This is a genomic window from Rhodococcus sp. IEGM1428 (assembly GCF_050321865.1).
Taxonomy (GTDB): Bacteria; Actinomycetota; Actinomycetes; order Mycobacteriales; family Mycobacteriaceae; genus Rhodococcoides.
Map to the genome: position 1 here is coordinate 1 of NZ_JBNQFW010000001.1, position 20,038 is coordinate 20,038.

Consider the following 20,038-nt stretch of genomic DNA (forward strand, 5'->3'; position numbering starts at 1 on the left):
GTGGTAGGAGGGCAGGTTGTCCTCGGTGAGCAGGTTGGTGATCATCGCGGCTTGGGCGACGTCGGAGAGCTTGGACTGTTCGGGGTCGTAGTCCTGGCCGCCCAAAGCGGCGAAGTTGCGGCCTTCGTCCCACGGCACGTAGTCGTGGGGATGCCATTCGCGCGCCATCGTGATGTGACGGTTCACGTTGTCTTCGGCAGTGGGTACCAGCTCCTGCAGAAGCTCGAGCTGTGTCAGATCCCTCGCCATTAGATCGCCTCCATAGATTGCGTACGACCGGTCCAGCTTACGGCACCGTAGGTTCGGTGTGAACCGTGTCGCGCCTGTTCACTTGCTGTTCCGGCAGTCGTGATGTCCGATGTCGACCGACCCGAATCCCCCCAATGTCGATCGACCGGTCGGCCTGTCGCGACTGTTGCAGTTCCCCCTGCACGTCGCTTCGTCTCGGCCGATCGTTACTCCCGAGTGTACGTACCGGGCAGGTGTGATCCCTGTTACCCGGGAAGTGTGTGGTGCCCCCAGTAGGACTCGAACCTACGACCTGCGGATTAAAAGTCCGTAGCTCTACCAACTGAGCTATAGGGGCGCGGCTCGAAAGTGTAACGGGCCGCGCGGCGCCGACGGCATGTACCCCCGACACTGCTACCGATGGGTCAGCGTCCGAAGCTGCTGCACCCGCTCGGCGCAGGAATGCCGGCCAGACGGTCGTCGATCCAGGCGAACGCACCGGGGATTCCGGTCACCGCGACGACGAGATGCTCGCCGATGTATTCCTCCAATCGGACGCTCGCGCCGTTGGCGCACCACTCGTCGTACAGGTTCTCGGCCCCTTCCGCGGGTATCCAGAACTCTTGCTGCCCGTGATAGATGAAGACGGGGACGGTCGGTGTCCGGTCTCCACCCATGCGTGTCGACGCGATGATCTGCTCGGCGATCGGCGTCCGATCGACGTCCGGAATGTCCGAAAGGGCTTGTGCTGGAATGGGAGCCACCAGGCCTCCCGGGGCGGTGAGGTAGATGCACATGTCCTTGGCGATGGTGGCCAGGCGCAGACCGTTGGCGTTCATCAACGAGAACATCTCGGGATACTCTCGGGCGACTCCGAGCGTGGCCGACAGGAACAGTGTCGACCCCACCGTTCCGTTGAGCGAATGCAGCAGAATGCGGTAGTCGGTGGGTGCACCGCCGAACGCCACGCCGACGAGATTCACGTCCGGGGCGTAGGTGGGAGCCAGCTGCGCGGCCCATCCGGAAGCGATGGCACCCCCGGAATATCCCGTCGCAGCGATCGGAGACTCTGCAGGCAAGCCCAGCTCGGGCAGTTTCACCATCGCGCGGAGGGCGTCCAGGATGGCGTGGCCCGCCATCGGTCCCGCGGCATATCCCTGGCGCGGCCCCTGATGATCGGTGACGACGACGGCATAGTTCTTCGCCAGGAACGACTGCACCGGAACGATCTCCGGCGCGATTCCGCGAGGGAGGGTCCACGACGGAGCGCAGGTGTTTCCGAGTGAGTCGATGGCCATGTTGTACGCCACTACCGGCCGGCTACCGGGTCCCGTCCACGGTGCCGAGGGCACGATGATCGTGGTGACACCCGCGACCGGCCGATCCTTGGAATCGTTGGTACGGAACAGGATTTGCGTCGACCTGACGGGGGTGAACAGCGGCCCGACGGTGACCTGTCGGGTTGCCAGGACGGACCCGGGTGGGTGCTGTTCGTAGCCGGCGGGCGGATCGAACCAGGGCTCGCCGAGCGGGGTGGGTAAGTAGAGGGCGGGATCGGGAACGGGGGCCACGAAGTTGCCGAAGGGGTCTGCGATCGCCGTGCTGGTTGTCGGGATCAGCAGAAGCGAGACGGCGAAAAGCGTTGTCATGGAACGAAATATTCGGACCGATCCCCTCATGGCGTGCACTCGTTTCCGATAGGCAGAGCCGGATGTGTGATGCAGCTCACAGTAAGCTGATGCGATCGCGAGGGGTGTGCGAAATGGCGAAAGTGTCGAAAACGTTATCTGCCGGTTGCTTCGACATCGATTATCCAACTTGGGATTTGGATGTACTCGACAAATTCGTTCGCGTAAGGCACTGGCATGCAATAGATTTGATATGCTAACGACCTTGGCGAATCAAGGTAACTCGAGACTTGTTATGGGCAAATGTAATTCGGCTTTCAACTGAAAGCGAGGAAGGTGCCCGAGACTGTCGGGCACCGCGTCGACGGTTTCGTTCTCGAGGTGTCGATCGGGCGATGTGCGCGCTTTCGGCTTCGGATCCGGTGACGGCACGGGTGGTCGCGGTGGAGGTGCGACACGGTGCGGGTGCGATGAGGACGGGTGGTTGTCGATGGGTGGTACCCGGGTAGTGAAGCGGCTCGAGTGCGCACCCCCTGCAGCGCACTCGAGCCGCGCAGACCATACCATCAGGCTTGTTTTGGTTGCCTAATCAAATTTTCTGTCGGCAGTGCCCGTCGAACCGAACCGCTGGTGAGTCGACTCGTGTGTCGTTCGGGTGAAGTACTCTCTATCTGTACTACCTGTGGATACGCAGGGCGCTTGGGCTCGGAGGCACGAAGTAAATGGCACAACAGGAGCGCGCACGGCGGACCCGGGCGGCCATCGTAGAGGCGGCGGCGGCGGAATTCGCCAAGCGTGGATACGCAGCAGCATCCGTCAACACCATCTTGGAAGGCTCGAACGCCACCAAGGGTGCGATGTATTTCCATTTCCAATCCAAGGAGGATCTGGCCAGAGCGGTGCTCGCGGCCGGGTTGGATCGGTATGTGGCGATAACGGAGAAGTGGGCCGACACCACCGCACACCCCTTCTATGTCATCCGGGGCATCGTGGACGACATAGCGCAGAACTTCCAGAACGACGTGATCGTGCGTGCCGAATTCCGGCTGATAGTCGAGCCCGAGTTCTACGCCGAGGTGCATTCCGGCGGCGGGCGAGTGTGGGGAGCGCAAGGTCACAAGCAGGCCGAGCGCGCTCTGGCGATGGGGGACCTCAAGCCGGAGTTCGACGCGGCCAAGTTCGTCCGCGTCCTCGCTGCGTCGATGGCAGGTCAGCGCTACATGTCCGATCTGGTGGCCGACAACGCGGATCTGCGCGAGCGGTTCGAGGAGTCCGTCGAGGTCGTTCTCTTGGCCATGGCGTCCGAGCGTTGGCTCGCGGAATTCAAACTGCACGGGTGGGAGCACTACGGCGAAAACTGCGCGAAAACCACCTCTGACCTGCCGGTTTGAGATTTACAGCGAAAGTGTCCTAAGCTATCCCAGCTCCCAACGGAACGCCGTTGAGGGTAACGTCGAAGCAGTTCGGCGGGCCCCCTTCGTCTAGCGGCCTAGGACGCCGCCCTTTCAAGGCGGTAGCGCGGGTTCGAATCCCGTAGGGGGTACGTAGGAAGAGATCGGTTTGACAACCCGGTCGGCAGTACAGCAGTCTTCGTCTCACTCTTCACGAGGTGCGGATTTGCAGTTCGGAGAGTTACTGCGCTAGAAATAGCGCGGCAACAACAGCAAGGCCCTGTGGCGCAGTTGGTTAGCGCGCCGCCCTGTCACGGCGGAGGTCGCGGGTTCGAGTCCCGTCAGGGTCGCAACATCGGTGCGAAATCACCGACATTGCGATGGCATTGTTTTACCGGTGCCGCCCGGCCAGGTAGCTCAGTTGGTACGAGCGTCCGCCTGAAAAGCGGAAGGTCGCCGGTTCGATCCCGGCCCTGGCCACCACGGATTTGGATCGACATGCTCGATGAAAGCCCCTTCCGTCATCCGGGAGGGGCTTTTTCGTGGTCACGACGCCTCCGTGCCGAGACGACATCGCTCGTCGAGCGATAAGGTCGACGCGTGGACGTGATCGATCGAGCGCAAGAGGATCTTGCGCGTGGAGACACCATCGGTGCTCGGGATCGGCTCGTTCGCGCCCTGCGTCGGAACCCGGCCTCGCCGGGCATTCTCGAACTGCTCGCGTACACCCATCTTGTGCTCGGCGACCGCGCGGCCGCAGGCGCAGCATGGTTCCTCACCGACAAATCCGACGACGATCCAACGGCGTCGGCTGCATTCGCCGCACTGCAGAGGCAGTACCGGTCACCGTTGGCCCTGGCCGAGGCTCTTCCCATCCACGCGCCCTCGGACTGGTATCCGGGCCGGGCTCGGGTCCGTCTCGAACGACTCGAGGCCGCCGTCGAAGCCAACGGTCAGCGCTGGGTGCCGCCGCGTGACGTCGTCTACTTCGACGAGGACGGGCTGAACTCCGACGACTTCTACGGCTCGGACGACGATCAGGACGACTCGGAGTACGACCGCCCAGGGTCGAGTTACCGAACGGTGCGGCAGCGCGCGATCGCGGCGACCATCGTCATCGCCATTGCTGCCACCTCGGCATCGGTGGTCCTAGCGCTCGTCTTCGGCTGATGCCGGTTCACGGACGAAGTATCCGACGCCGGGCGTAGAGTCGCGAAAGAATTTCCGGCCGACGATCGAGGGTGACGAGTTTTCATGGGCACAGCTAACGGCGCGCCGTCACCGGCTCCGCGAGACGACAATTATGCCGTCAACCTCGAACAGGCGAGGGTGTTCGCCCGAGGATTGGCCGAACACATCCAGACGTGCTCGGCATCCATCGAAAGCACACAGTCCAAGGCATTTCGAGCTCGCGCGGACCGCGCAGAATCCCGAGCCCGAGCGTTCGAGTCCGAGGCGTCGACGCTCCGGGCCGAGCTCTACGAGATGTATCGCCACATCGATGCGATGACGGCCCGGTTTCCGGAACTGCGCACCGATCCGGCTGTGCGCGGTTAGCCGGTCTGCGTGGTTCAGACCGCCGCGGAATCGGTGACCGAGCCGAACGTAGCCTCGGCGCCGCGACGGCCGAGGGCCGAGCCCCACACCGCATACACGGCATCGGTGGCCGAGGATCGCTCGATATCGCGGCCCTCCGCGACGGTGATGAGCGTGCGGGAGAGCTCGAACAGACTGACTCGATGCTGCCTTGCTGTCGTGAACAGCTCGTCGATGGCGTCGGCAACGGATCCACCGTGGATTCCGATGAGCACTCCGGTTGCGATGTCCACGTGAGTGCGCGATGCAGGCGATTCGGGAAGTCTGTCGGTCATCTTTTTCCTCGAGATGGTGTGGTCGGTGCGGATGACCGAAGCGGATCCTGGCGTCGAGCGGGCTTCACTGTCTCACACCGACATGACATTTCATACCGTCGGTTTCGCCCGCACGTGCATCCGCTCGCCCTGGGGTCCGAACAGGCTCAGCAGCTCCACCGGCCGGTTCCCGACGGCACCGAACCAGTGCGGTACCCGGGTGTCGAATTCGGCTGCCTCACCGGGTTTCATCGTCAGATCGTGCTCGCCGAGAATCAGCCGCAGGGTGCCGTCGAGCACGTAGAGCCACTCGTATCCCTCGTGCGTTCTGGGGCGAGGCTCGGAGTCCTCGGGTCGGACCAGAAGTTTGTAGGCCTGCAGTCCGCCCGGGCGCAGAGTCAGGGGAAGAATTGTCACGTGTTCGCGAACGGTGGCCGTCGTGCGCACCCGAGGGTCGGCGACAGGCGGCGCGGTCACCAGATCGTCGAGCGCCATCTGATGGGCCCGGGCTATCGGCCACAGGAGTTCCAGGCTCGGTTTGCGGTCGCCGGATTCGAGACGTGAGAGCGTGCTGATCGAGATTCCCGTGGTCTCGGACAGTGACGCCAGGGTGGTGTTCTTCTCCATCCTGATGCGTTTGAGGCGGGGACCGAGGCCCGCGATGACCTCGTCGAGGCTTGCCGCTGCTTCCTTCATCCCTGTATTGCAGTTTCAGCAAACGAATTTGTCAAGTCTTGCAGGGGTAAAACTGCCCGTGGACGGCGGCGGACGGCACATACTCGCTTCATGACCGCTCGTGCTGGGCGCGTACGACGTAGGGGCGTGATTCGTGACGCCTACGGTAGCCCCGCGTCCGAGGCCTTCATGGTCGTGGCCATTGCGACCATTCTGATCACCAGGGCGTACCTGGAGGCGACCCATTACCCCCAGGTCGGTGGCAAGTCGCTGCACATCGCGCATGCCCTGTACGGCGGCGCGGCGATGATGTTGGCTCTGCTGGTCGGCTGGATGTTCATCGGGTTCGGTGTTCGAGTGTTCACCGTGCTGCTCGGCGGTGTCGGGTTCGGGTTGTTTCTCGACGAGGTGGGCAAGTTCGTCACCAAGGACAACGACTACTTCTACGGCCCGTCCTCGGAAATCATGTACGTCCTGGTGGTCCTGCTGTTGGTGTTCAGCAGGATCGTCCGCGAGTTCCGTCGGCCCTCTCGGGGTGAGTCGCTGGCCAACGCGGCTGCAATCGCCGCCGATGGCGTCGGGCACGGACTCCCCGATCACCGCCGCGACTGGGCGCTGCGGATGCTCGTGCGGGCCGAGGCGGAGGGAGCCGATCCGGACACCGTGGCCGGCATCAGGATGGTGCTCGGCACCTGTGGTCGGTCGACGTCACGCACCCATTCCTTGCGTCAGTTCGTTCCCCGGCTGATCCCGGCGTTCTTCACCAGTGCCCGGTGGGTTCCCGTCGTCGGCTGGGGACTGGTTCTGATCTCCGGTGCAGGCGTCGTGTTCGGGATCGTCGAACTGGTTCTCGGAGACCTGCACATCGATCGCCGAGACCTGACGATCGACGTCGACGGAATGGGCATCGCCAGCGGGATCCTGTTCGTCAGTGCGTGCATCACGTTCGCCTCGGCGCTCCCTGCGATGCTGCGGTTGCGGAAGGACGGTCCGCTCTGGCCGCTGCGCACCCTCCGCGTGTCGGCGTTGATATTCACTTTGCTCAACGCGTTGGTGGATTTTGCTCAGGAGGGTTTCACCGCGCTGGGTAACGTAGCGATCGGACTGTTCGCGCTCGCTGTCATCTCGCATCGCATCACGGTGCGCACCACCGAGATCATCGAGAACTCTGTTGTGCTGCAGGAGGATCGAGACTGCGATTGCTCTCGAACCGTCGGATCAGACCAGTGAGTGGATCGACGAATTCGATCGAACGGGCCAGCAGCCGGAGCGGATCGGAGTAGTCGTCGCCGGCGACCTCACGGAACGAGGGATAGAAGTTGTCGCCGACGATCGGAATACCCAACGAGCACAGATGAACCCGAAGTTGATGCGTCTTCCCGGTATGGGGGTGCAATCGATACAGGCCATAGGACCCGACGGTGTCGATCAGGTCCACGAGTGTCTCGGCATTGGGTTCGCCCGGTACCTCCACGGCCTGAAGAACGCCGCGCTCCTTGACGATTCGACTGCGCACCGTCAACGGGAACCGGAGTTCGTGAGCGAGTGGGGCGATCGCCTCGTACTGCTTGGTGATGGTGCGTTGAGCGAACAGCTCCTGGTACGGCCGGCGAGCCTGCTGACGCACGGTGAACACCAGAACCCCCGCGGTGAGCCTGTCCAGACGGTGTGCCGGGCTCAGCTCGGGCAGGTCGAATCGGCGTCGGAGCAGAACGAGGGCCGAGCGAGCGACGTATGCGCCGCGCGGAGTGGTGGCCAGAAAATGCGGCTTGTCGACCACCAGTAGATTCTCGTCGCGATGGAGGACGTCGAGGGAGAACGGAACCGTCGGCTCCACCGGCGGGTCGCGGTAGAGATAGATGTCCGCACGTGGCCTCGCGACGGTCGCCGAATCGATGGGTATGCCTGCCGCGTCGACGATTTCGCCGCCCGCCACCTTCTCGGTCAGCCTCGCCGCGTCCTGCGGAAACCGTGCACACAGGTATTCGAGCACGGTGGCCCCGGTTGCGATATCGGGCATCCGGACCCGAGTGGGGTCGAGGCCGTCGCGCAACGGCAGGGGAGCGGCGGGCATGGTCACGACTGTAATCGGTCGACATGGAAACACCCCGGCCGGAAATTCCGGCCGGGGTGTGGTCTGCGGTGGAACTGTTCGAGTCCGACCTAGATGGTGACGACCATCTTGCCGGTGTTCTCGCCCTTCATCAGACCGATGAACGCCGAGGGAGCGTTGTCGAGACCGTCGACGACCGTCTCGTCGAATTCGATGGCACCGCTGCCCAGCCACTCGGTCATCTTCGCGCGGAACTCCTCGGTGACGTGGGCGTAGGAGCCGACGATGAAGCCCTTGAGCGTCAGCTCCTTGCCGATCGCCAGCGCGAGGTTGCGCGGAGCAGGAGTCGGCTCGGTGGAGTTGTACTGAGCGATGGCTCCGCACATGGCAATTCGGCCGAACTTGTTCATCGAACCGATGGCGGCTTCGAGGTGCTCGCCGCCGACGTTGTCGAAGTACACATCGATGCCGTCCGGTGCAGCTGTGCGGAGCTGCTCGGCAACAGGACCGTCGTGGTAATCGAATGCTACGTCGAAACCGAGCTCGAGCAGGCGGGCGACCTTGGCCGGGGATCCGGCACTGCCGATGACGCGGGAAGCGCCGAGCGCCTTGGCGATCTGGCCGACGAGCGACCCGACTGCTCCGGCAGCGCCGGAGACGAAGACGACGTCACCCTCCTTGAACGAGGCAACTTCGGTCAGTCCGGCGTACGCCGTCGTTCCGGTCATTCCCAGTGCGCTCAGGTAGGCGGATGCTTTCGCGGCCGAGAGGTCGACCTTGCTCGCTCCCTTGGCCGGAACGACGGCGAGATCGCGCCAGCCCTTGCCGTGCAGAACCGCGTCGCCCACCGCGAAGCCATCGGCCTTGGACTCGACGATCTCGCCGACGGCACCTCCGTCGAGCGGGGCGTCGATCTGGAACGGCGGGACGTAGGACTTCACGTCGTTCATCCGACCACGCATGTACGGATCGACCGACATCACGATGTTGCGAACGAGGATCTGCCCGTCCGCGAGTTCGGGGAGGTCGACGACCTCCGCGCGAAAGTTGTCTTCGGTCGGCCAGCCTTCTGGGCGGGACGCGAGGTGAATTTCGTGTGCCTTCATGGTGTTTCCTCTTACTCGTCTTCTGTGACGGTGACGGTGACGTCGATGTTGCCGCGGGTGGCGTTGGAGTACGGGCAGACCTGATGGGCCTTGTCGGCCAGGGCCTGCGCGTCGTCGCGGCTCAGGTTCGGCAGAGTCACCTCGAGGGTGACGGCGAGCTGGAAGCCGCCTGCGTCGTTCGGGCCGATGTCGACACGAGCGCCGACGGCCGAATCGGTGACGTCGGCCTTGTCCTGGCGCGCCACCATCTGCAGTGCGGAATGGAAGCACGCGGCATAGCCCGCGGCGAAGAGCTGCTCGGGGTTGGTGCCGTTGCCGCTGCCGCCCATGGCCTCCGGGATGGCGAGGTCGAGATCGAGACGTCCGTCGGAGGTGCGGGCGTGGCCGTTGCGGCCCTCTCCGGTCGCGAGGGCTTCGGCGGTGTAGATGGTCTTCATGATTCTCCTTCTGTCGTGCTCGAATCGGGGTGATGCAGAGCGCTCGTCAATGCGTCGAGCGCTTCTTTGAGTCTGACGAGATCGTCGACGTTCATGCCGGTCTTCTCGGCCAGCTTGCGTGGAATGTCGAGTGCCTTTGCGCGCATGGCGCTTCCGGTCTCGGTGAGGTGGATTTCGACGCGGCGTTCGTCGGTGCTCAACCGTCGACGCTCGATGAAACCGAGGCCTTCGAGTCGCTTGAGCATCGGTGAGAGAGTGCCGGTGTCCAGGTCGAGTTCGGCGCAGATCTCCTTGACGCCGCGCCCGTCCTTCTCCCACAGCACCAGCAGCACGAGGTACTGCGGATACGTGACGCCGAGCTCGTCGAGCATCGGGCGATACACCGCGGTGGTAGCCCGCGATGCGGAGTACAGCGCGAAGCACACCTGACGGTCGAGTGCGAGTTCGTTGGTCACGTGAAGAACAGTAGTGCACGGTTAAGTTGTACGCAACCTAAAACCCTCGTGCGCGTTTTGCGTGGTCCTGAACGCGCAAAACGCGCACGACGAGGATCAGCTCTGTAGGGCGCTCTTCAGGCCGTCGAGCACGATCGTTGCCGCAGTCGGGCCTGCATTGAGGTACCAAGGATCGTCGTCGACGCGCACGATGTGGTTCTCGGTGGCTGCGCTCATACCGGTCCACAGCGGGTTGGTGGTGTAGGACGCGGCGCTCGAATCGGCTCCCGCGTCCTGGCTCGATACGAATACCCAGTCGGCGTTCGCGAGCTGAATTTCCTCCTCGCTGAAGTCCTGCGAGGTCTTGTCGAACTGCTGACTTTCCGGCCGTGCCAGCCCGGCGTCCCAGGCGATGTAACCGGCGAACGAGGGGACGCCGAACACTCGCGCCCGATCCGCGGTGAAGCGGACGAAGGAGACCGTGGGGGTGCCGCTGCTGCCGGCGACCGAGTTGCCCAGTGCTGCAGCGTCGGAGACGAAGGTATCGATGAAGGACTGCGCTTGCTCGGTTCGGCCCAACGCGTCGGCGAGCAGTAGGAAGTCCTGCTTCCAGTTCACTCCGGTGCCTTCGGTGAGCACGGTCGGTGCGATGGTCGAGAGCGTCGGGTAGATGTCCTCGGAGCCGGTCTTGTTCGCCAGGATGAGGTCGGGTTCGATGGCGGCGATGGCCTCGATGTCGACGCTCTGGCGGTTGCCCACGTCCACCACCTGCGTCAGCTGGTCCGTGTACTGGGGGAACGAGAAGCTGATGTAGTCGGGCACGAGTTCGGCTCCGTCACCGTAGGCGGCCCCGGTCGGTACGACGCCCAGGGTGAGGGCTGCGTCGAGCTGACCGGTGGCGATGACGACGATCTTCTTCGGTTCGGCGGGGATCTCGGTGGAGCCGCCGAAGTGGCCGACGGTGCGTGGGAACACTCCGTCGGCCGCTCCCGAACCCATACCGTCGGGGATGCCAGTCGGTCCCGGTGCGTCCGTCACGGCGTCGACGGTGGCCGATTCTGCGCTGGTGGAGGGCGTGGCTGTCTGCTCGGCGGTGCCGCCGCAGGCGACAGTGGTCAGCGCGGTGACTGCGGCGATCGTGGTGGCCAGGAGTAGACGTTTCACTTCGTTCTCTTTCACAGGGCGGGCGTAGGCAGGTAAGCCTAGCCTGTACCTCGCGACCGAGGTGAGCGGAACTTCGTAGCAGGGGTCGAGGTTCCGCTCACCTGGGGTCAGCGCAGCGCGGCCGCCGCCTGCACCATATTTCTCAACGACCGCTCCACCTCGGCCACACCGCGGGTCTTGAGTCCGCAGTCGGGATTGACCCAGAGTCTTTCGGCAGGAACGGCTTTCAATGCCGCACGTAGCGATTCGGTGATCTCGTCGACGCTCGGCACCCGCGGTGAATGGATGTCGTAGACGCCAGGGCCGACACCGAGGTCGAATCCGACGGAGTTCAGGTCGTCGAGTACTTCCATGTGCGAGCGGGCCGCCTCGATCGACGTCACGTCTGCGTCCAGGTCGACGATCGCGTCGATGATCTCACCGAACTCCGAGTAGCACAGATGCGTGTGGATCTGAGTGTCGTCGGACACCCCGGATGTCGAGATCTTGAACGATCGCACGGCCCACTCCAGGTACGCCGCTGTATCTTTCGAGCGCAGCGGGAGAAGCTCACGAAGGGCAGGTTCGTCCACCTGGACGATGCGAATCCCCGCTCCCTCCAGATCGATCGTCTCGTCGCGAATCGCCAGGGCGATCTGGGCTGCGGATTCGGCCAACGGTATGTCGTCTCGGACGAACGACCACGCGAGAATCGTCACCGGGCCGGTGAGCATGCCTTTGACCGGCTTGTCGGTGAGCGACTGCGCATACTCGGACCAATGCACGGTCATCGGTTTCGGACGCGAGACGTCGCCGTACAGAATCGGCGGTCGGACGCATCGAGATCCGTACGACTGGACCCAGCCGTTCGACGTGGCCGCGAAGCCACTGAGCTGCTCGGCGAAGTACTGCACCATGTCGTTTCTCTCGGGTTCGCCGTGGACCAGCACGTCGAGGCCGATGTTCTCTTGCAGTGCAACCACATCGGCGATCTCGGATTGCATTCGGGACACGTATTCGGCGTCGTCGATCTCACCGGTGCGCAGGGCTGCCCGAGCGAGTCGAATCTGCGTGGTCTGCGGATACGAACCGATGGTGGTCGTCGGCAACGACGGCAAGTCCAGTCGCACAGCCTGAGCCCGGCGGCGTTCCTCGGCCGCGGTGCGGTCGACGGTAATTCCCGCTTCGAGACGTGCCCGAACGGCCGCGTCGTGCAGTCGGGGGTCGGTGCGACGAGTCTCGAGCGCGGTCCTGGCCTGCTCGAGCTCGGCCGACACCGATTCGGTCCCATGTCGTAGTGCCCTGGCGAGAACGGACACCTCGGCAACCTTCTCGGTACCGAAGGCCAACCAGGATCGGAGCGGATCGACGATGTCGGTTTCTCCGTCGAGGGTGTACGGAACATGCAGCAGCGAGCACGAACTCGACACCGCAAGCGTGCCGGCACTACCCAACAGGCTCGCCAAGGTTGCCAGCGCCTTGTCGAGATCCGACCGCCAGATGTTGCGCCCGTCCACGACGCCCGCGACTATGTGCTTGCTCGCGAGCGCAGGTACCACGGCAACGTGCTCCACGGTGCCCGGCACCGTCAGATCGATCGACAATCCCTCGATGCCGGTCGCCGCGAGCACGGGCAGTGCAGCACCGAGGTCACCGAAGTACGACGCCAGCAATATGGCAGGCCTCGTCGACACCGCGCTCAGGTAGTCGTAAGCCTTCTTCGCACAGTCGATCTCGCTCTGGGTGCGATCGGCCACGAGCGCAGGTTCGTCGAGCTGGACCCACTCCGCCCCGGCATCGGCGAGGTTGGTCAGCAGCTCCGCGTACAGCGGCAGAATCTCGTCGAGGCGGTCCAGTAGCGGGGCGCTGCTGCCGACAGCCTTCGACAGCAACAGGAACGTCACCGGTCCTACGACGACCGGTCGAGCCGGGACATCGAGCGCGCGAGCTTCTTCGAGCTCGGCGAGCACCTTCTCGGGGTGCAGGGAAAAGGTTGTCGCGGGGGAGATTTCGGGCACGAGGTAGTGGTAGTTGGTGTCGAACCACTTGGTCATCTCGAGTGGTGCGACGGTCTCGTTGCCTCGGGCGGCGGCGAAATAGCGGTCCAGCTCGCTGTCGATGATCCGAACCCGCTCGGGTAGTGCGCCGAGCATGACCGCGGTGTCGAGCACGTGGTCGTAGTACGAAAAGGTGTTCACCGGAACGGAATCGAGTCCGGCGGCGACGAGTTCTCGCCAGGTGTTCTCGCGCAACGTCCGCGCAACGGATTCGAGTGCGGGTGCGTCGAGCGTTCCGGCCCAATAGGATTCGACGGCTTTCTTCAGTTCTCGGTTCGGTCCGATACGGGCCGAGCCGAGCACGGTGGCGGTGAATTCGATACTCACGGTAGTTCTCCAGGTGACTGCTGCATCGATGGCGCACCGCCTTCTCGGGCGCGCGCATCCCGGAGAGCCCCACGAGCAGCCGTACCAGGGTTACGCGCCCATTCCACGAGGCGGTGAACCGCTGCGCACGGCGTGCACAGCACAGACGGCAGGTATTCGGACTCGCGGGCACGTGGACGAAGAGCCCACTCCTACTGGCCGTCGCTTCCCGAAGAGGCCTCTTCAGTGCTGTTGACGGCGGTCGTTCCTGCATACCGCTGCGGGACAGTCCCGGATTCTCACCGGGTTCCCTCTCACGACGCGCCGGAACTGCCGCGCATCGCTTCGGCGCCGTGGTGAACTTCGGGGCTCCTCATGACCACCTGGCGAACCGACTGCAGGGACGAGCATAGATGCATCGCCGACGCGTCTGTTACGGTGCTCTCCATGCAGCGCACGTATTTCTGGTTTAGCAGGCCGGCCCCGGGTGGGTCAGCCAGCGACGCCATGCGCTGACCTCCACCCCACGAGCCGGATACAGACCGGCTCGAAGTGCGCGTGGAGCATGCTGAGTCGGCCTGGGAACAGGAAACCCTCTCATGACGCTCTCTCTCGACACCCCGTCACTCGATGATCAGCGGACGATCAGTATCAGTCCGCTGGTCGCGCCGTCGGTGTTGCGCCGCGAACATGCCGTGGACGACGCGATCTCCGCGACGGTCCGCTCCGGCCGCTCCGGCGTGGTCGACATTCTCGACGGCCGCGACGATCGACTGATCGTCGTCGTCGGCCCGTGTTCGGTGCACGACACCGATGCTGCCCTCGACTACGCGCGGCGCCTTGCCGCCACGGCAGCCGAACTGGGCGATCGACTGCACATCGTCATGCGGGTCTACTTCGAGAAGCCCCGGACGACGCTGGGGTGGAAAGGACTGATCAACGATCCGCACCTCGACGGCAGCTTCGACATCAATTCCGGACTACGGGTGGGACGCCAACTGCTGCTCGATATTTCGGCGCTCGGCCTGCCTGTCGGATGCGAATTCCTCGACCCGATCACCCCGCAGTACATCGCAGATCTGGTGAGCTACGGCGCGATCGGTGCACGGACCGCTGCGAGCCAGGTGCACCGCCAGCTGTGCAGTGCGCTGTCGATGCCGGTGGGGATCAAGAACTCCACCGAGGGCGATATCCAGGTGGCGGTCGACGGCACCCGCGCCGCCGCGGCGAGCCATGTCTTCCCCGGCACCGATCTGGACGGCCAGGCAGCGCTCGTTCGGACCGTCGGAAACCCGGACTGCCACGTCATTCTCCGCGGGGGCGTCGACGGACCGAACTACGATGCCGAATCGGTCGCAGATACCGTTGCGCGCCTGCGTAAGTCGGGTCTGCCGGAGCGCGTCGTCATCGACGCCAGTCACGGCAACAGCCGCAAGGACCACAACAAGCAGGTCGACGTGGTCACCGATGTGGCCGGCCGAGTCGCAGCAGGCGAACACGGCATCGTCGGGCTCATGCTCGAAAGCTTCCTGGTGGCGGGGCGTCAGGATCTCGAACTCGGCCACCGCGAAGACCTGGTGTACGGGCAGTCGATCACCGACGCCTGCCTCGACTGGGACACCACGGCAACACAATTGAACGTGCTGGCTGCGGCGGTGGACAAGCGTAGGGCGTCGAACCCTGCGCACTGAAAACCCAGCGCGTCAACGAACCCCGCGCGGTCGGAATTGCACGCTGATGCGTGGGCCGATCGCGCGGGTGGACTTGGGAATCGCATGCTCCCACGTGCGCTGACACGAGCCTCCCATCACCACCAGATCGCCGTGCCCGAGCGTGAACTTGAGCGACGTACCGCCGCCGCGAGGCCGAAGCATGAGTTGTCTTGTCGCACCGAGCGAGACGATGGCCACCATGGTGTCCTCGGTCGCGCTGCGGCCGATGTTGTCGCCGTGCCAGGCGACGCTGTCGGAGCCGTTGCGGTAGTAGCACAGCCCTGCGGTGGTGAACGACTCACCGAGTTCGGCGCGGTAGTGGTCGTCGAGCGCGTCACGCGCTTCGTACAGTGCCGTGTGCGGCCAGTGCTCGCGCTCGGCATAGAAGCGGACCAGGCGTGGCACGTCGACCACGCGGTCGTACATCTGTCTGCGTTCGGCGCGCCAATCGACGTCGGTCACCAGCGAGTCGAAGAGACGGGTATCGGACAACCAGCCCGGGCGCACGTCGATCCAGGCACCGAGCGTCAGCTCCCGTCGGGTGACGGACTGCAGCGACCCGACGCCACCGTCGTCGTCACCGAACAACGAGCCTTGCATCGCGAGCGACATGAATCGACTGTATCGAACAGGTGTTCCCATTTCCACTGCGCGGCGGTATCTTCGTCGCATGGGCTATCGATTTCAGGTCGTCGTGGACAGTGCGAACCCTCATGCGCTGGCGAAATGGTGGGCACAGACGCTGGGTTGGCAGTCCGAACCCAGCAACGAGGACTTCATTCGCGAGATGGTCGCTGCGGGGCATGCTCGTGAGGAGGACACGACCACCTTCGAGGGCGTTCTCGTGTGGCAGGCGGGCGCGGGAATCGTCGATCCGGACTCACCCGGCTCCCCGCGGGTGCTGTTCCAGTCGGTACCCGAGCCGAAATCGGTGAAGAATCGGTTGCACCTCGACATCCGCGTCGGTGACGAGCGTGAGTCGGTGGTGACGGAACTCGAAGCGCGGGGTGCGGCGGTACTTCATCGGGGAACTCAGGGTCCCAGCGTCTGGATCACCATGACCGACCCCGAGGGCAACGAGTTCTGCGTCAGCTGAGACGGTACGAGCCGGGGGTCTGACCGGTCCAGCGCTTGAAGGCGCGGCGGAACGCGCTGGGCTCGGAGAAGCCGAGACGAGCCGAGATGTCGTCGACACTGTCTCCGCGGCTCAACCCTGAGATCGCTGCATCGCGCAGCACTTCTTCGCGCAGTTGGTTGATCGAGGTGCCCTCCTGCCGGAGGACGCGTCGAAGGTGCGGCGGGCTGATGTTGAGCATCGCCGCGATGTCCTCGGTTCCCGGTGCGCCGCCTTTGAAGCCGGTTTCGAGCGCCCGGCGAACCTGGCTCGACGCGGTGCTGTCGTAGTCTCGCGACGAGAACAGCAGATTGGGTGACTCGGCCAGGTACTCGGCGAGGGTCTCCTCGGTCTGCACTATCGGTGCTCGCATCACCGCGCTGTCGAATTCCAGTGTGGCACGGTCGGTTCCGAACTCGACATGCGTCCCGAAAATGGAGTCGTACATCTTGCCCGCTTCGGGACCGGGAAGCGCGTACGGCAGTTGCACCGACAGCAGTTTGACGCGGTTGCCGATGAGCCACGCCGCGAATCGGTGCAGCAGAATCAACAGGAAGTCGGTGAGCAAGCGTTCGGCGAGGGCGTTGGCTTCCGGGGTCAGATGAGTGGTGGGCGTGACGTGGATCGTCAACACCGTGGACTCCTCGGTGCGGTCCAACGTCATGGGGCGAACCGGAATCAGCACCCGCATGGTCTCGGACATCCTGATCAGAGCTGCCCAGAGGTTCTCCGAATGAATCAGGGTCTGACAGATCACGCGAAAGCTGCCGCGCCGCACCGGTACTGCGGCAAGGCCGAACAGTTCGTCGCCGGTCACCGCCCAGACCGCCTGGGTGAAGGCGGTGACTTGGCGGGTGGTCAGCCGTTCCGCCGGGTTCCCGAGGATGGTGGGCCCGATCCCGGCCATCGACAACGGGTAGGTCAAATCCATCCCGCCGCTCGTCGCGAGGTCGACGGCCTGTCGGACGAAGTACGCCGGGATCGTCGATTGCGGAGTCACAATCTCCGTAGCCTCTCGGCTGCGTCGGCGAGTACCTCGTCCTGCTTGCAGAAAGCGAAGCGTACCAACGACTTCCAGGGAGCTGGTTCGTCCACGAAGGCCGTGACCGGAACCGCTGCGACGCCCACCAGATCCGGCAGGGAGCGGCAGAATTCGTACGCGTCCCCACGCCCGATGGGCGCGACGTCGGCGCACACGAAATATGTTCCCGCGCTGTTTTTCACGTCCGCGCCTGCGGCGTCGAGTGCAGCCGAGAGTGTGTCCCGCTTGCGCTGCAGGCCGTCGCGCATCGAGGCGATCCACGGCTGCTCGTGCTCGAGGGCATAGGCGACGGCAGGTTGGAAAGGGGTACCGCCGACGAAGCTCATGAATTGTTTGGCGGCGCGCACGGCATCGATCAAGTGGGCCGGGCCCAGCGCCCAGCCCGTCTTCCACCCCGTTGCGTTGAAGGTCTTGGCCGCACTCGAGACGGTGACGGTGCGCTCGAACATCCCCGGCAGCGTCGCGATCGGCGTGTGCACTGTGCCGTCGAAGGTCAGGTGCTCGTAGACCTCGTCGGTGAGGACGAGCAGGTCGTGTTCGACGGCGATCTCGGCGATGCGGACCATGGTGGCGCGGTCGAAGACGGTACCGGTGGGGTTGTGCGGGGAGTTGACGATGAGCATGCGTGTTCGGGGACCGACGGCACGATCGAGGGCCTCGGTGTCGACCGTCCACCCGTTGCCGTCGGGAACCAGGGGCACGGCGGTACGGGTCGCTCCGGCAAGGGCAATGGCGGCCGCGTAGGAGTCGTAGAACGGCTCGATCAGCAGCACCTCGTCGCCCGGCTCGATCAATCCGAGGAGCGATGCCGAGATCGCCTCGGTGGCACCCACGGTGATCAGTACCTGCGAGTCGGGGTCGTAGTGCACCCCGAATCGCCGTTCCCGGTCGGCGGCGACGGCATTGCGTAGCACCGGCATACCGGGGCCGGGGGAGTACTGATTGAGTCCGCTCGCGATGGCCTCACGTGCGGCCTCGAGCATGGCAGGCGGCCCGTCGGTATCGGGAAAGCCCTGACCGAGATTGACGGCATTCTTCGCCACCGCGAGAGCGGTCATTTCGGCGAATATCGTCGATGCGAACGGGCGCAGGCGCGCTACGGTGCGCGAGGGCGGCATCTCGGACATTCGTCCAGCGTAGTTCACCGGCCGGAACCGGTCTTTCGCCCTGCGTCTGTACTGTGCCTGTCATGCGATTCGGATTGTTCGTTCCACAGGGTTGGCGCCTGGATCTGGTCGGTATCGACCCCGCCCGGCACTGGAATGTGCTGCGTGACCACGCGCTCGCCGCCGAGGCCGGTCCGTGGGAGTCCCTGTGGGTGTACGACCACTTCCACACCGTTCCCACCGCAACCGACGAGGCGACGCACGAAGCATGGTCGCTGATGTCCGCACTGGCTGCGAGCACCTCCCGGATCAGGCTGGGGCAGATGTGCACTGCGATGTCGTACCGCAACCCGGCCTACCTCGCCAAAGTTGCTGCCACGGTGGACATCATTTCCGGCGGACGCGTCGAGATGGGCATCGGCGGCGGCTGGCACGAGCACGAGTTCCGCGCCTACGGCTACGGGTTTCCCTCTCCGGGTGAACGATTGGGTCGGCTCGACGAGGGCGTGCAGATCTTCAAGCAGGCATGGACGACCGGTGAGGTGTTCCTCGACGGAAAGCACTACCAGATCGACGGTGCCGTGGTGCGGCCGCTGCCGCTGCAGGAGGGCGGAATCCCGCTGTGGATCGCGGGCGGGGGCGAGAAGGTCACCCTGAAGATCGCCGCGAAGTACGCCAACTACACCAACTTCGATGGAACCCCCACCGGATTCGCCGCCAAATCGGCTCTGCTGCGCGAGCATTGCTCCACCGTGGGTACCGACTTCGATGCCATCGTCCGCTCGGCGAACTACAACGTCGTCATCGCGGCGACCGAGTCGGAAGTGGAAGACAAGCTTCGCGCCCTGGAGAGTCGGCTCACCGATTACGTGGGTGCGGACAAAGCCGAAGGAGCCCTGACGGCGTTCCGCGGCATGCCGGCCGTCGGAACCCCGGAACAGATCGTCGACAATCTGACGGCGCTGCAGGAGCAGGGGATGACGTACGGAATCTTCTACTTCCCGGAAGCTGCCTACGATCGCTCCGGAATCGAACTCTTCGAGCGCGAGGTCATCCCGGCTCTCCCGTAGCTCGTCTCAGGTCGTCGGGAAGATCTGCCGGATCGATGAGCAACTGTTGGTTCTTTGCCTTGCGTACCTTCTCGGACAAGCCGATGTTCGCGTGCAACAGCGCCCACTCGCCCTCGGTGATCTCGTCGGTTGCGCGCGCGAGAACCGTGGTATCGGGAGTGCCCCAGGCGATGGGCATCGCCGAGACCAACTGCCACGTTCGCCCGCCCGTGTTCGCGCCGCGGTCGGCGAGAACCGACACCGAGGGCACCTTCGCTCCCCGCTCCATCGCGTGGCCGGGCAGGGCTCGCACGACCCGGGTGATCAACACGTAGTGCGGTTCTTCGACCCCCGGCTTCGCGATGTCGACCAAGGCCAGCAACAGAGCTCCGCCCGGTAATTTCTCGGCCACCATCGCAGGAACCAGATCGCCTGCGGCATATTGCGATTCGATGGACCCCATCTTGCGCGGTGCCCACAGCATCACCCACAGTGAGGTGGCCGCACCGATGCAGAACACGGCACCGAGGATGTACGACCACGGGGTTGCGATCCAGATGAACCACACCCCCAGAGCAGTCAGGATCACGGCAGTGAGCGCCGCCGAGGCGCGCAGCCGGCGAAGCTCGGTGAACGTCTCGTTCACCGACTTCGCGTGGGCTACGTCTACTGGGAACTGGAATCGGCGCACACAACTATTCCTAGCA

The 20,038-nt window shown here is 64.3% G+C and carries 21 protein-coding genes, 4 tRNA genes and 1 riboswitch; of the genes, 10 read left to right on the top strand and 15 right to left on the bottom strand.

All coding sequences use genetic code 11. The annotated features are described in order from the left end of the window. The 3 genes from ACQR3T_RS00005 to ACQR3T_RS00015 all read right to left on the bottom strand — a co-directional run. Positions 1-249 (bottom strand): acyl-ACP desaturase (locus ACQR3T_RS00005; RefSeq protein ID WP_428692143.1); only part of this gene is annotated, 249 nt, incomplete at its 3' end. 261 nt (positions 250-510) lie between these two features. Continuing rightward, positions 511-586: transfer RNA gene (locus ACQR3T_RS00010), tRNA-Lys, on the bottom strand. A 67-nt stretch (positions 587-653) separates the two neighbouring features. Then, complete coding sequence (locus ACQR3T_RS00015; protein WP_428692144.1) at positions 654-1,907, bottom strand: lipase family protein; 1,254 nt, start codon at positions 1,905-1,907, stop codon at positions 654-656. A 671-nt stretch (positions 1,908-2,578) separates the two neighbouring features. Here ACQR3T_RS00015 and ACQR3T_RS00020 point away from each other — a divergent pair. The 6 genes from ACQR3T_RS00020 to ACQR3T_RS00045 all read left to right on the top strand — a co-directional run bounded on the left by ACQR3T_RS00020 (position 2,579) and on the right by ACQR3T_RS00045 (position 4,804). Further along, a complete protein-coding gene (locus ACQR3T_RS00020) occupies positions 2,579-3,247 on the top strand; it encodes a TetR/AcrR family transcriptional regulator (RefSeq protein ID WP_032377441.1) in 669 nt (222 codons plus the stop codon). A gap of 79 nt (positions 3,248-3,326) precedes the next feature. Continuing rightward, positions 3,327-3,399 (top strand) — tRNA-Glu (locus ACQR3T_RS00025). A 124-nt stretch (positions 3,400-3,523) separates the two neighbouring features. Continuing rightward, positions 3,524-3,597 (top strand) — tRNA-Asp (locus ACQR3T_RS00030). 56 nt (positions 3,598-3,653) lie between these two features. Beyond that, positions 3,654-3,730 (top strand) — tRNA-Phe (locus ACQR3T_RS00035). Positions 3,731-3,847: 117 nt separating this feature from the next. Then, positions 3,848-4,417 carry a DUF6584 family protein gene (locus ACQR3T_RS00040; protein ID WP_032377440.1) on the top strand — a complete coding sequence of 190 codons (570 nt, stop codon included), beginning with the start codon at positions 3,848-3,850 and terminating at the stop codon, positions 4,415-4,417. An 84-nt stretch (positions 4,418-4,501) separates the two neighbouring features. Then, the gene (locus tag ACQR3T_RS00045) at positions 4,502-4,804 is read left to right on the top strand and encodes a hypothetical protein (protein WP_428692145.1); all 303 of its coding nucleotides are present in this window, start codon (positions 4,502-4,504) and stop codon (positions 4,802-4,804) included. Between the two features lie 14 nt (positions 4,805-4,818). On the opposite strand, the gene ACQR3T_RS00050 is transcribed toward ACQR3T_RS00045, so the two are convergent. Next, entirely contained in the window at positions 4,819-5,118 is a 300-nt protein-coding gene (locus ACQR3T_RS00050) for an ANTAR domain-containing protein (RefSeq protein WP_428692146.1), read from the bottom strand. Between the two features lie 90 nt (positions 5,119-5,208). Next, positions 5,209-5,793, bottom strand: coding sequence for a helix-turn-helix domain-containing protein (locus ACQR3T_RS00055; protein WP_032377437.1), 585 nt, complete (start codon positions 5,791-5,793; stop codon positions 5,209-5,211). Positions 5,794-5,883: 90 nt separating this feature from the next. Between ACQR3T_RS00055 and ACQR3T_RS00060 the strand changes: the two genes are divergently transcribed. Continuing rightward, complete coding sequence (locus ACQR3T_RS00060) at positions 5,884-7,002, top strand: hypothetical protein (RefSeq protein WP_428692147.1); 1,119 nt, start codon at positions 5,884-5,886, stop codon at positions 7,000-7,002. Here ACQR3T_RS00060 and ACQR3T_RS00065 read toward each other — a convergent pair. The 6 genes from ACQR3T_RS00065 to metE all read right to left on the bottom strand — a co-directional run bounded on the left by ACQR3T_RS00065 (position 6,929) and on the right by metE (position 13,329). Then, positions 6,929-7,846, bottom strand: a complete 918-nt coding sequence (locus ACQR3T_RS00065; protein WP_428692148.1) for a pseudouridine synthase — start codon at positions 7,844-7,846, stop codon at positions 6,929-6,931. The genes ACQR3T_RS00060 and ACQR3T_RS00065 overlap by 74 nt on opposite strands. An 89-nt stretch (positions 7,847-7,935) precedes the next feature. Next, a complete protein-coding gene (locus tag ACQR3T_RS00070; protein ID WP_428692149.1) occupies positions 7,936-8,931 on the bottom strand; it encodes an NADP-dependent oxidoreductase in 996 nt (331 codons plus the stop codon). Positions 8,932-8,942: 11 nt separating this feature from the next. Then, positions 8,943-9,368 carry an organic hydroperoxide resistance protein gene (locus tag ACQR3T_RS00075; RefSeq protein WP_032377436.1) on the bottom strand — a complete coding sequence of 142 codons (426 nt, stop codon included), beginning with the start codon at positions 9,366-9,368 and terminating at the stop codon, positions 8,943-8,945. After that, a complete protein-coding gene (locus ACQR3T_RS00080) occupies positions 9,365-9,823 on the bottom strand; it encodes a MarR family winged helix-turn-helix transcriptional regulator (protein ID WP_428692150.1) in 459 nt (152 codons plus the stop codon). Before ACQR3T_RS00080 ends, ACQR3T_RS00075 begins: the two co-directional genes overlap by 4 nt. A gap of 96 nt (positions 9,824-9,919) precedes the next feature. Then, on the bottom strand, positions 9,920-10,966 hold the full coding sequence (locus tag ACQR3T_RS00085; protein WP_428692151.1) for an ABC transporter substrate-binding protein: 1,047 nt from the start codon (positions 10,964-10,966) through the stop codon (positions 9,920-9,922). A gap of 107 nt (positions 10,967-11,073) precedes the next feature. Further along, positions 11,074-13,329: a 5-methyltetrahydropteroyltriglutamate--homocysteine S-methyltransferase gene (gene metE, locus ACQR3T_RS00090; protein WP_428692152.1), complete on the bottom strand. Its 2,256-nt coding sequence runs from the start codon at positions 13,327-13,329 to the stop codon at positions 11,074-11,076. Positions 13,330-13,459: 130 nt separating this feature from the next. Beyond that, positions 13,460-13,670, bottom strand: a riboswitch (cobalamin riboswitch). 237 nt (positions 13,671-13,907) lie between these two features. Between metE and ACQR3T_RS00095 the strand changes: the two genes are divergently transcribed. After that, on the top strand, positions 13,908-14,999 hold the full coding sequence (locus ACQR3T_RS00095; protein ID WP_428692153.1) for a 3-deoxy-7-phosphoheptulonate synthase: 1,092 nt from the start codon (positions 13,908-13,910) through the stop codon (positions 14,997-14,999). Positions 15,000-15,011: 12 nt separating this feature from the next. Here ACQR3T_RS00095 and ACQR3T_RS00100 read toward each other — a convergent pair whose 3' ends face one another. Next, positions 15,012-15,632, bottom strand: coding sequence for an alpha-ketoglutarate-dependent dioxygenase AlkB (locus tag ACQR3T_RS00100; protein ID WP_428692154.1), 621 nt, complete (start codon positions 15,630-15,632; stop codon positions 15,012-15,014). A 58-nt stretch (positions 15,633-15,690) separates the two neighbouring features. On the opposite strand from ACQR3T_RS00100, the gene ACQR3T_RS00105 reads away from it, so the two are divergent. After that, on the top strand, positions 15,691-16,116 hold the full coding sequence (locus tag ACQR3T_RS00105) for a VOC family protein (protein WP_428692155.1): 426 nt from the start codon (positions 15,691-15,693) through the stop codon (positions 16,114-16,116). Here the strand turns inward: ACQR3T_RS00105 and ACQR3T_RS00110 are convergent. Both ACQR3T_RS00110 and ACQR3T_RS00115 read right to left on the bottom strand, forming a co-directional pair. Further along, positions 16,109-17,134, bottom strand: a complete 1,026-nt coding sequence (locus tag ACQR3T_RS00110) for an AraC family transcriptional regulator (protein WP_032377429.1) — start codon at positions 17,132-17,134, stop codon at positions 16,109-16,111. The two genes, ACQR3T_RS00105 and ACQR3T_RS00110, sit on opposite strands and share 8 nt — an antisense overlap. Beyond that, positions 17,131-18,303 carry a pyridoxal phosphate-dependent aminotransferase gene (locus tag ACQR3T_RS00115; protein ID WP_428692156.1) on the bottom strand — a complete coding sequence of 391 codons (1,173 nt, stop codon included), beginning with the start codon at positions 18,301-18,303 and terminating at the stop codon, positions 17,131-17,133. The genes ACQR3T_RS00110 and ACQR3T_RS00115 overlap by 4 nt, the downstream gene beginning before the upstream one ends. Before the next feature lie 62 nt (positions 18,304-18,365). On the opposite strand from ACQR3T_RS00115, the gene ACQR3T_RS00120 reads away from it, so the two are divergent. After that, positions 18,366-19,352 (top strand): LLM class F420-dependent oxidoreductase, encoded by a 987-nt coding sequence (locus ACQR3T_RS00120; protein WP_094702552.1) that lies wholly within the window; start codon positions 18,366-18,368, stop codon positions 19,350-19,352. Here ACQR3T_RS00120 and ACQR3T_RS00125 read toward each other — a convergent pair. Continuing rightward, positions 19,333-20,022 carry a DUF3239 domain-containing protein gene (locus ACQR3T_RS00125; RefSeq protein ID WP_428692157.1) on the bottom strand — a complete coding sequence of 230 codons (690 nt, stop codon included), beginning with the start codon at positions 20,020-20,022 and terminating at the stop codon, positions 19,333-19,335. The two genes, ACQR3T_RS00120 and ACQR3T_RS00125, sit on opposite strands and share 20 nt — an antisense overlap. Positions 20,023-20,038: the final 16 nt, after the last annotated feature.